10 protein-coding genes are annotated in these 11,607 nt (G+C 44.6%); 2 read left to right on the top strand and 8 right to left on the bottom strand.

The genetic code is table 11. From position 1 onward, the window contains the following. Positions 1-19 precede the first annotated feature (19 nt). The 8 genes from OSCIL6407_RS0117795 to OSCIL6407_RS0117755 form a co-directional block, all read right to left on the bottom strand. Positions 20-250 carry a hypothetical protein gene (locus OSCIL6407_RS0117795; RefSeq protein ID WP_007353390.1) on the bottom strand — a complete coding sequence of 77 codons (231 nt, stop codon included), beginning with the start codon at positions 248-250 and terminating at the stop codon, positions 20-22. Between the two features lie 486 nt (positions 251-736). Continuing rightward, positions 737-1,525 carry a nickel pincer cofactor biosynthesis protein LarB gene (larB, locus tag OSCIL6407_RS0117790; RefSeq protein ID WP_007353389.1) on the bottom strand — a complete coding sequence of 263 codons (789 nt, stop codon included), beginning with the start codon at positions 1,523-1,525 and terminating at the stop codon, positions 737-739. Positions 1,526-1,691: 166 nt separating this feature from the next. Next, the gene (locus OSCIL6407_RS0117785; RefSeq protein WP_007353388.1) at positions 1,692-3,470 is read right to left on the bottom strand and encodes an ABC transporter substrate-binding protein; all 1,779 of its coding nucleotides are present in this window, start codon (positions 3,468-3,470) and stop codon (positions 1,692-1,694) included. A gap of 17 nt (positions 3,471-3,487) precedes the next feature. Next, the gene (ispF, locus tag OSCIL6407_RS0117780) at positions 3,488-3,967 is read right to left on the bottom strand and encodes a 2-C-methyl-D-erythritol 2,4-cyclodiphosphate synthase (protein ID WP_007353387.1); all 480 of its coding nucleotides are present in this window, start codon (positions 3,965-3,967) and stop codon (positions 3,488-3,490) included. 81 nt (positions 3,968-4,048) lie between these two features. After that, on the bottom strand, positions 4,049-4,780 hold the full coding sequence (locus OSCIL6407_RS0117775; RefSeq protein ID WP_019487508.1) for a Uma2 family endonuclease: 732 nt from the start codon (positions 4,778-4,780) through the stop codon (positions 4,049-4,051). A gap of 209 nt (positions 4,781-4,989) precedes the next feature. Continuing rightward, entirely contained in the window at positions 4,990-5,592 is a 603-nt protein-coding gene (locus tag OSCIL6407_RS0117770) for a cytochrome b/b6 domain-containing protein (protein WP_007353384.1), read from the bottom strand. 656 nt (positions 5,593-6,248) lie between these two features. Beyond that, positions 6,249-6,926 (bottom strand): tRNA (guanosine(37)-N1)-methyltransferase TrmD, encoded by a 678-nt coding sequence (gene trmD / locus OSCIL6407_RS0117760; RefSeq protein WP_019487506.1) that lies wholly within the window; start codon positions 6,924-6,926, stop codon positions 6,249-6,251. 392 nt (positions 6,927-7,318) lie between these two features. Continuing rightward, positions 7,319-7,525: a hypothetical protein gene (locus OSCIL6407_RS0117755; protein ID WP_019487505.1), complete on the bottom strand. Its 207-nt coding sequence runs from the start codon at positions 7,523-7,525 to the stop codon at positions 7,319-7,321. 48 nt (positions 7,526-7,573) lie between these two features. Here OSCIL6407_RS0117755 and OSCIL6407_RS0117750 point away from each other — a divergent pair, with 48 nt between their 5' ends. Beyond that, entirely contained in the window at positions 7,574-8,464 is an 891-nt protein-coding gene (locus tag OSCIL6407_RS0117750) for a cyanophycinase (protein ID WP_007353381.1), read from the top strand. A gap of 129 nt (positions 8,465-8,593) precedes the next feature. Next, on the top strand, positions 8,594-11,314 hold the full coding sequence (cphA, locus tag OSCIL6407_RS0117745; RefSeq protein WP_007353380.1) for a cyanophycin synthetase: 2,721 nt from the start codon (positions 8,594-8,596) through the stop codon (positions 11,312-11,314). Positions 11,315-11,607: the final 293 nt, after the last annotated feature.

Raw genomic sequence — 11,607 nt, 5'->3', positions numbered from 1 at the left:
AGCCACGATACCTTAAGGATTAGCCAGAGGGCTCTGCTCCTAAACGCTCAGCCGCTAGATCTCGAATCAGAGATAGCCGAGACTGGATATACTGATTTAACTGTTCCGCTTCACTACCGTTGATCGAGGAATTCATTTTGAACTGCTTGAGCAACCACTGTGCGAGAGTGTCATCATCTAGTGTCATTAAGACATTTGCCTGAGTGGTTTCAACTAATGACCAGAGCTGGCGTAACATTGTAGGAGTCATAGAACCTCCGAAAATCGTGAATCCTCATCCAGGGTACTGGGATGGGAAGAACTGGTGGTATTAAGCCATCATCTCCTACAAAGGTAGGGTTTTAGGCTTAATCTTTATTTTATATTTCTAAGATAGCTGAATATGGTAATAACAGAAGCTAGAACACACAAGTTGTCATAAGAGTTACAAATAGCTTAATATTTGGATAAATATCTTGACTAAAATCTCATTTTTCTTTACATAAGATTAAGCTATAAGTATCATAACGCACATTATTTCTGGCGATAACAAAATCTTGTATGACAGTACAAATATGCTCTAAGTGTTGGTATATAAGGATTATAGAGTGAAAAAATAGTTATTTCCGCTGTTTTGCCAATTCCTGTCAAGAGCGCTTATTGCTAATTAGTCAATGATTCTTGTCTCATAAAAAATTATCCAGCCTCGCGATCGCCCTAGCAACCTCTATTTTCAGCTCTAAGCAAGTTCAATGATTTAAGCTTTCTCTCCCTCAAACCGCCCCAATCGCTCAGCAGTCCTAAGAATTTGACAAGCCAAAATCGCTGCACCAAACCCATTATCAATATTAACTACCCCGATACCAGCAGCACAAGAATTAAGCATTGTTAACAAGGGAGCTAAACCGCCAAAATTAGCACCATAACCCACACTTGTTGGCACAGCAATCACCGGACAATTCGCTAAACCTGCAACCACACTAGGCAAAGCCCCCTCCATTCCAGCCACTGCAATCAACACATCCGCTTCATAAATAACGTGCCTTTGACTCAGTAAACGATGAATTCCAGCCACTCCCACATCCCAAAGACGGCGAACCTGAAACCCGCATAGTTCCGCCGTAACAGCCGCCTCCTCTGCTACAGGCAAATCGGCAGTTCCCGCAGTTAGGATAGCAATAATTCCGCTTTTTTTTGGGATTGCTAAATCAGGAACAATTGCACAAATTTTAGCACTTCGATAATAAGATAAATCGGGAATTTTCTGCTGCAATTCATCATACACCTCCGGTGAGATTCGAGTAGCCATTACCACTGAATTACGCGGCCGCATCACCTGTATAATCTCAACAATTTGCTCAGGTGTTTTTCCCTGTCCCCAGATTACTTCGGGAAAACCAGTTCTTAAACTACGATGGTGGTCAATTCGCGCGAAATCTCCTACTTGTTCAAAGTCAAAATGCTTTAATTTTTCCAAAGCTATGTCAGGAGTCATATCCCCAGCCGCAACAGCTTTTAGTAAATTTTGTAATGCTTCAGGTTCCATAAAATTTGTTATTTGTTAGTTGTTAGTTGTTAGTTGTTAGTTGTTGGTTGTTGGTTGTTAGTTGTTGGTTGTCATTGCGAGCGAAGCAATCGCCATACTGTGAAACTACTTCGGTTTAGCAATTACCAATTACCCATTACCAATTACCCATTACCCACTACCAAATTCATTCTGTTATTTTCAACTCATACAAATTCCAAAAAGCACCGCCAATAGCACTGTATTTAATCCCAGAAATGCGATCGCGGACAGCCTCAAAAGTTAGCGGATTCACCATATAAACAAAAGGCATTTGTTCAGTAGTGATGCGCTGAGTTTCCGCATAAATTTCCTTGCGCTTCGCCTCGTTAAGTTCCTGCGATGCTTGCACATACAGGTCATCAATTTTCTGCTCCCAGTCAGCAACAACCCAACCCTTAATAGCTGGTTCTCCCGGTTGCGGCGGTTGGTTAAAACTGTGTAAAGTTCCCTTCACTGACCAAACATTATAGCCACCGTGCGGTTCCACACCGCCACCCGTGAAGCCACCTAAATAAGTATCCCAATCCCGCGTCAGGCGCAGCTTTTCTACATAGGTATTGAAACTCAAAAATTGCGTGTCAATTTGCATCCCAAGTTTACCTAAGTCTTGTTTAATTTGTGATGCCATCTGTTCCCGCACCTTCTTACCAGCAGATGCTAGCACAGTAAATCGAACTTTGTTGCCCTTAGCATCCAATAACTGACCTTCTGAGTTATATTTAAAACCAGCATCAAGTAACAATTGTTTCGCTTTTTCTGGATTGTAATTATAAGTCTTTAATCCCTTTTCTGGAGAAAGGTAAAAAGGACTTTGTACAGGAATTGGAGAATGCAGGGGAGCACCCAAACCGCGATAAATATTGTTCGTCATCGCATCTCTATTAATTCCATAAGCAATGGCTTGCCGAAATTCCTTAATATTAAACCAGCGAGACTTAATCGGGTCTACGAAAGGCTTATTCTTGGCATTACGACCCTGATTGAGATTAAATGCCAGAAACACTGTCCCAGAGTCTGGCCCACCGTTATAAATAGTATATTTACCTCGTTTTTCCTCTCGTTTCAACAGCGGAAATGCCTCTGGCTGTACGTCGAGAGTATCCAAATCTCCAGAACGGAAATTCAGCAGTTGGGTATCTGTATTTTCCATAATTTGCCAGACAATTTGCTCAATGTAAGGCAGAGAATTTCCCTGAGTATCTTTACGCCAATAGTAGGGGTTGCGCTCTAGAATAACTCGCTGATTGGGAGTATAGCTAGCCATCCGATACTGACCATTACCAATAATTTTTTTGGGATCGGTATTAGTTCCCCAAGTTGACAGGAACAAAGGCTTACCATCAGCATCAGTAGTGCGAACACTTTCTGCTAAAATATGAGCAGGTAAAATTGGCAGTCCGCCAGCAAATCGAATAAAAGGTGCAAATGGTTCTGCTACAGAAAATTCTACTCGGCGCGGATCGAGTTTTTTAACCTTGGGAAATTGGCGACTGACTCCAACTCTAAGAATGTCTTTCAAACTAGAGGGGATTTTATCGTTTAGGTAAATACCATCGTAAGTAAAAATAATATCGTCAGTGGTAAAAGGTTCGCCATCTGACCACTTCAATCCTTCCCGCAGAGTAAACACAATTTTCTTGCCATCTTTAGATACTTCCCAGGATTCAGCTAAACCGGGTTCTAAGTTAGATGTCACACCATTTTGATTGAGCAATCCCTCGTAGAGATAGCCAAACACATCATAAGCTGACTGATTTAGCGGGGAGTTAAATGTAGCTGGGCCGCTGGGTGTGGGAACTACTAATCGTGCTACTAAGTTAGAATGAGCTGGACTGCATGAATAAAGGGTGATGGCGACGACAACTGCTAGTAAAATAGTAAGCCACCGACGCAAAACCTGGGGAATTGAAGAAGTTATCATCATTATTTACAACCTTACAACTATTTTACCACTAACAATGCCACAGCATAAACTGCTATGCCTTCTTCTCTCCCGACGGGGCCTAACTTTTCATTCGTGGTAGCTTTTACACCGATTTGGTCTGGGTTTAATTCTAAGACATTGGCAAGGCGATCGCGCATTTTTTCTATATGCGGCTTTAACTTCGGACGTTCTGCTACTATCACTGAATCGATATTACCTATTTGCCAGCCTTTATCTAATATTAACTGGTTTACTTGTGCTAGTAATTTTAAACTATCAGCGCCTTTCCATTTGGGATCGGTGGGGGGAAAATAATGACCGATATCTCCTAAGCTGAGTGCTCCTAACATGGCATCCATAATCGCATGGGTGAGTACGTCTGCATCGCTGTGGCCGAGTAATCCTAATTCGTGTGGAATGTTGACTCCGCCTAAAATTAGGGGGCGATCGCTTACCAGTTGGTGAATGTCGTAACCATTGCCAATACGGATGTTCATAAAATTTTTACTTTCAGAGATAACTTACAATATTCCAGTATCGGAAAAAAATCAATCGGACATTCTATAATATCCAAGCAATCAAATTTCATCAGGGTTAATGCCCAATTCCCTTAACTTAGCAGCTAACCGTTCTTTTTGTTGCCTTTCAATTTCTAATTGTTGTATAGCCTGCTCTTTCTGCTGTCGCTCAAATTCAGCTCTTTGAGTTTCAGCTTCATCTCCCATTAACACTAAATTTCCATCAGCCTCAAAAAACCTCAACCAATTACCTTGACAGTTTTCTACTTTCCCTTCCCATACACCCAGCCATAGTCCTAAAGACTCACAATATAATCTCCCTTGTTCGTTAGGAGATAATGATTGATACCGACGATTGATTAACGTCCAACCTCTGAGAGAAGTGGCAATATTGGGTTCGTAGACAAAATAATCTTGGGTTTTTAATTTGCGCTCGTAGATATCTTTTTTGGTGGTTACATCTACTTCAGCAGTTGAGGGAGAGGTTAATTCAACTACTAAATCTGGGAGGCGACTGTCTTCTTCCCAAGCAATCCAAGCATCTCTATTTATGGTTCCATCTACATCTAAAACCACAAAGAAATCAGGGCCTTTGAAGTCTTGATTTTTGACTTGGTTAGCACTGTAGTAGACAAACATATTGCCACCTACAAAAAAGTCCGATCTATCTCGCCAGTGATATTTGAGGGACTGGATAAGTAAATTCATCGAAATTCTATGGTTATTGCTTTCCATCGGCTCACCATCATCGGTAATTAAATTTGTTGGTAAACTTTCGATAGCTAGTGACATTGTGGTGTTGTTCATCTGGCTTATAAACTGGTATGATATCTTCAGGATAGCAAACATTTGACCGGATGGGAGCAATCTCCACTAAAAATCTATTATAATTAGACCAGCAATTCAAGGAAATAGAATAGGTGCTAACAAGGCAAATATCCAGCCACCCATGACTAATACTTCTACAATAATGAGGGTAATATTTCGTCGCATATTCTTAATTAAGAGCGTCTTATTAAAGAGCGAATTTTATGCAGCCAATCAGTCAAAGAAGAATCATTAGGACGATACTTGGCCTCAAACATAGAGACAATAAGAGGAAATCCCCCAATCTTGGCACTCATTAGTAAATGCAAGGCTAGACACAAGACTAGAATTGCCCATCCTATTAAGTGAAGAGTGTACCAAATCCGCGTTAATTCTCCCGCAGGTAGCCATTCTTCCTTGACCATACTACCAGACACAATCGAAAAAGTTAGTGCTAATAACATGATTGTATTGACAGTCCGGTGAAAGCTGTACCACCCAATCGGTTTACTCAATTGTGTTATTTTAGCTAACGAATCTGGCTGAATCAAACGTTTTTGACCGATATGAAAGCTGTATAATGCAAAGGCTGGCATCACACCTAAAATTAAGAGTTTACCAAAAGTGCCATGAATTCCAATGATGTGTTCCAACTGAGGAAGTGGCAATTTTCCAAAGCGACCATCATAGTTATTGTACACTACAAAAGCTGTTAAAATTGCGAGTACTGCTATCAGAGCGTTAACTCCATGTAGGAGCCTGAGTAGTAAGGGTTGGTAAGGTTTAGAGGGAGGCATTTGTGAGCAGGCTATATGAGAACATTACCTGATAATACTATAGCTTAATTAGGGCAATTATTTGAGTTGAGTGTAATATTCTCCATCATCATCAACAAAAAACTACAGAGACAAAGCAATTAGCTACTAATAAAATTGTAGTCAAGCTAGCAACAAAAACCCCCTTAATAAACTCCCATTTTCCTCTTTTTTTTGCCCAAATTATCAAAGGTATAATATAACAAAGCTGTGCAAAGCTAATACTACCAGTAACTAAAGAAAATAGCCACAGCCCCCTAGCTAGACCCAAACTACCAGGAGAAGGGAAACTTGAATATCAATACATCGGTTAATCCAATTGCCAAACCACAAAATTTTATTCATAGAATTGCCCAGAACAAAAAGTAATACAAACCACAGTAAAAAATTTCCACATAAAACCCAAGTAAACCCATCAATAAACTTATCATTACTCTTGTCCATTAAACCTCCTAAGACTTACACAAACCCGTGATTTATTAAAAAGATTGTCGCTTTCTTTAAAAAAATTGACCTAGAAATCAGGTCTTACCTCTATAATTTCTGTGGGCGATACTTATACTATTACCTTCCTCTTAAAATATTAATTGTAGTTTTCCGATCTAGTGTTGACACTTACTTTTAATTGTGATGATTTTTTAGGCCTTGTCTAACAAATCCGGCCGCCGTTGGCGCGTCCTTTCTAGTTGCTGCTGTCGCCGCCAACGATCGATCTCAGCATGATTCCCCGATAATAAAACATCAGGAACCTTCAAGCCGCGAAAATCCGCCGGTCTGGTATAGTGTGGGTAATCCAACAACCCATCCTCAAAACTATCTAAAGCCACCGACTCAGCCTTCCCCACCGTTCCCGGCAACAACCGTACTACCCCATTAATCAACGCCAAAGCCGGAATTTCCCCCGCTGTGAGCACGAAATCCCCCAAAGACACCTCGCGAGTCACTAAATGCAACACTCGCTCATCCACACCCTCATAATGGCCGCAAATCAAAACTAACTGATCGTACCCGCCAGCCAAATCCCGAAATAACTGTTGCTGCATCGTCTCCCCCTGGGGAGTCAGCAAAATCACCTCACGCCTCGGTAAAATTGGCACAGATTCCACCGCCGCAAAGATGGGCTCCGGCTTCATCACCATACCCACACCACCCCCATAAGGCTCATCATCAACTCGGTGATGCTTATCTGCGGTAAAATCACGGGGATTGACTAAATTTACCTCAGCTATGTTTTTTGCTAAAGCTTTGGCCATCAGCCCCGAACTTAGGGGAGATGTGAAAAAATCTGGAAACAGAGTCAGAACATCAAATCGCACGAGGCAGTAAATTTAGTAATTAGTTAATTCTCCAATCTGTCCCTGCTAAAAACACAGGTACGAAAGCCCGTTTTCTACAATTGCTCTTTGATTCATCGTCATCGTAGAATTATTAGCGCGATCGCGATCGCACAAAATCACAAAATTTTGGCACAAAAAAGGTATAGTTATAATACCATGAATTTCATAAATAAATGCCTATAGTCGGATAAGTCTTAGGTTTTTCCTTTGCCGCTTAAATCCTGGCTGTATTGTGGGCGGGTTTTGTAGAAAAATTACTACCAGGAAGGAAAATTGCCAGCGCTCTATAGCAACCGCCAAGCTGATTAAGAGATTCTTAGTTGCTGAAACTATTGCTTTTATTGCTTTCTGCCTTGAGTCCTTCTAGATGGCTAAGTTTTTCTACCTTCTGCCCTTGTGCCTTCTGCTTGACAGCCAGCAGAAAAGTAGGGTTCAGAAGCGATCGCTCCCTCAAGCTGGAGGAACCGCATTCGGTTGCAGGCCAGTTGCCTTAGCCAGCCCACAGGCGGTATGCTTCGCCAATACCAAAAACAGGGCAAAAAACCAACGATCGCGATCGCAAGCTGACTTGGCAGCATACCAGGAGCGGCACGACTCAATTTTAGCCAAACAGAGGAAGATACACTATGCAGCAGTTGACATCTCAAGCCCTTGAACACACTCCCCAGCGCACCACAACAACGATCATGGTGATTGGAGGAGCGGAAGACAAAGTTCACGGACGGGAGATTCTGCAAACTTTTTTTCACCGCGCAGGAGCTACAAGCGCTCGACTGGCAATCATTCCCTCAGCTTCGCGAGATCCAGAAGCGATTAGCGCCCGCTACCGCACCATCTTCGACGAAATGGGCGCAGAAGCGGTCAAAGTTCTCGACATCCGCGAGCGACAACAAGGGGAAGACCCGTTATGGAAAGATTATTTAGAAGATTGTACGGGAGTATTCATGACCGGCGGCGACCAATTGCGCCTGTGTGGTTTGCTCTCCGATACTCCCTTGATGGAAAAAATCCGTACCACCGCCCAAGCAGGCAAAATCGTCCTCGCTGGTACCAGCGCTGGGGCAGCAGTGATGGGCCACCACATGATCGCAGGCGGCGGTAGCGGCGCATCTCCGAATCGGTCTTTAGTTGATATGGCAAATGGGCTCGATATCATACCAGAAGTAATAGTAGACCAGCACTTTCACAACCGTAATCGCATGGCCAGATTGTTGTCAGCGATCGCCTCTCACCCCGACCGCATCGGCATCGGCATCGACGAGGACACCTGTGCCCTGTTTGAAGGAGATGGCATCATTAGCATTATGGGCAAAGGCACAGTGACGATCGTCGATACTAGAGAGATATTTCACACCAACGAGCCTGTGGTGGAAGCCACAGAACCCTTGAGCCTCTTTAACCTGCGCCTGCACATCCTCTGTCACGGGGATTGTTACAATATGCGCTCTGGCAAAGCCGTGCAATCAGAAACTTGTCCCAATACCAGTTGGCCGCCGGAGTGTCGAAACTCCAACTAAATCCCTAAACTCAAAACTCATAGCAAAACTGTTCGCTGCGAACAGTTTATCGAGTAATCAAGCTTGAAATTGAATAACTATGGGCAATGCTTCTCCGACACCTGCGACCCACAATCCTCTAAGACTGCCATGAAAATACAAAAAATCCAGACCTTACGCGGCCCCAACTACTGGAGCATTAGACGGCACAAGCTGGTCGTCATGCGTCTAGAACTAGAAGATTTGGCAGATAAAACTTCAGCTCAAATTCCCGGCTTCTACGAGGGATTAACCAGCGTCCTACCCAGTTTGATCGAACACTACTGTTCCCCTGGCTGCCGAGGCGGATTTTTGCAGCGCGTCCGAGAAGGCACGATGATGGGGCACATTGTTGAGCACGTAGCCTTAGAACTTCAGCAATTGGCAGGAATGCCGATGGGATTCGGCCGCACCCGCGAGACTTCAACTCCTGGTACATATCAAGTAGTAATTGAGTATCAAAACGAACAAGCAGGGCGTTACGCTGCCAGAGCAGGCGTGCGGCTGTGCCAAAGTATTGTTAATACCGGGACTTATCCGCAAGAAGAGTTAGCTCAAGATATCAAAGACCTTCAAGAATTTGCTGCCGCCGCAGCTCTAGGCCCTTCGACGGAAACTATTGTTAAAGAAGCTGAAACTCGCGGCATTCCCTGGATGCAGTTGAGTGCCAGGTTTATGATTCAACTAGGTTACGGGATTCACCAAAAACGGGTACAGGCAACTCTGAGCGATCGCACCTGCATTTTGGGCGTAGAATTGGCTTGCGATAAAGAAGGTACGAAAAAAGTTCTCCGCGACGCAGGAGTTCCCGTTCCCAAAGGTACGGTGATTAACTATTTAGACGAATTACAAGATGCGATCGCTGATGTCGGCGGCTATCCCATAGTCATTAAACCCCTAGATGGCAATCACGGACGCGGGATCACTATCGATATCAACTCTTGGGAAGAAGCAGAGGAAGCCTACGACCTAGCCAGCGCCGCTTCCAAAAGCAAAAGCATAATTGTTGAACGCTTTTATACCGGTCGCGACCACCGAGTATTAGTAGTTAACGGTCAAGTCGTCGCCGTGGCCGAACGAGTACCCGCAAACGTAGTTGGAGATGGGAAATCTACCATCGAAGCCCTAATCGAAGCAGTCAACCGCGACCCCCAACGGGGCGATGGACACGACAACGTACTCACCCGGATTACCATCGATAAACTCGCCTTAGACTTGCTCAATAAGCAAGGATACACGATGGAATCGGTGCCACCACTAGGTCAGAGAGTATTTTTACGGGCAACAGCCAACCTCAGTACCGGCGGTATTGCCGTCGATCGCACTGATGAGATTCACCCAGAAAATCTCTGGCTGTGTTCCAGGGTAGCCAAGATTATTGGCTTGGATATTGCCGGGATCGATATTGTCACTGCGGATATTTCCCAACCGTTGCGATCGGTAAACGGCGTAATCGTGGAAGTCAACGCCGCCCCTGGGTTCAGAATGCACGTTGCACCCAGCCAAGGTTTACCCCGCAATGTCGCCGGCGCGGTACTGGATATGCTATTTCCCCAGTTTCAGCCCAGCCGAGTGCCAATTTTAGCCGTAACCGGCACTAATGGCAAAACCACCACAACTCGCCTATTGGCTCACATTGTTAAACAAACTGGTCAAACAGTTGGCTACACGACTACAGACGGAACCTACATCGGTGAATATCTCGTGGAATCGGGAGACAATACCGGGCCCCAAAGCGCTCATTTAATTCTCTCTGACCCGACAGTAGAAGTCGCAGTCCTAGAAACCGCACGGGGCGGCATTTTGCGTTCCGGTTTGGGCTTTGAACACTGCGATGTGGGCGTAGTTTTGAATGTCGCCGCCGACCATTTGGGCATTGGTGACATCGATACTGTAGAGCAATTAGCCACCCTTAAAAGTGTAGTGGCGGAGTCCGTGATGCCTAATGGCTGTGCAGTCCTCAATGCCGATGACCCTTTGGTGGCAAAAATGGCCCAGCGCGTGAAGGCACAAGTAGCTTATTTCTCCATGAACCCTGACAGCGAGTTGGTAGCAAAACATACTGCTGCGGGCGGCTTAGCGGCGGTTTACGAACACGGCTATTTGTCGATTTTAAAGGGAGATTGGACGCTGAGAATTGAACAAGCGGTAAACGTACCTTTAACTATGGGCGGCCGCGCACCGTTTATGATTGCCAATGCTTTAGCTGCTTGTTTGGCGGCTTTCGCCCAAGGGGTGAAGATTGAGCATATTCGGGCAGCTTTGTCTACCTTCCAAGCTTCTGCTGGTCAAACTCCGGGGCGGATGAATTTGTTTAATTTGGGAACTTATCACGCTTTGGTGGATTATGCTCACAATGCTCATAGTTATGAGGCTTTGGGGAGTTTTGTACGGAATTGGCCGGGATTCCATATCGGTGTGGTGGGTGGCCCTGGAGATAGGCGAGATGAGGATTTTATTACTCTCGGTAAGCTTTCAGCCAAGATTTTTGACAGGATTATTGTTAAGGAGGATGCCGATCGGCGAGGACGGCCTGCGGGTTCGGCGGCAGAGTTAATTTCCCAGGGAATTAGAGAGGCGCTAAACTCGCAAGAAAATGGGAAATCTAAAGTTGAATATGAGTCAATTTTAGATGAAACTACAGCGGTAAATAAGGCTTTGGATAATGCGCCGCCGGGGAGTTTGGTCGTGATTTTGCCTGAGAGTGTTAGCGGTGCTCTGAGTTTGATTGAGGCTCGAAATCCGATTAAGGATCTGGGGGTTTCTCCCGCTATTTCTAGTCAGTTACAAGCTCAAGAAGGCTTGAAGGCAACAGTTGTGAATCAAGGCTGATAGAAAAGAGGGGCTAGGGGCTAGGGGCTAGGGGCTAGGGGCTAGGGAAGAGGTAGAAAAGAGGGGCTAGGGAATTAGGGAAGAGGTGAGATGGAGATTACTTCTTCTTTTCGTCTTAAAAAGCTTAATTCTTAATTACTAACTTTTAGACCTTTCTTCCCCCAGTCTCTAGCCCTTCTTTTCCCCTTTCCTCTTAGCCCCTAGCTCCTCTTTTCTCTTCTTCCTGAGCATAGGAGCATCGGAGCATCGTAAGCCCCTCTTTTCCCCCTCTTCCCTAGCCCCTAGTCCCTAGC

This window comes from Kamptonema formosum PCC 6407 (assembly GCF_000332155.1).
Taxonomy (GTDB): Bacteria; Cyanobacteriota; Cyanobacteriia; order Cyanobacteriales; family Microcoleaceae; genus Kamptonema; species Kamptonema formosum.
This window is presented reverse-complemented; position numbering and strand designations above follow the sequence as displayed.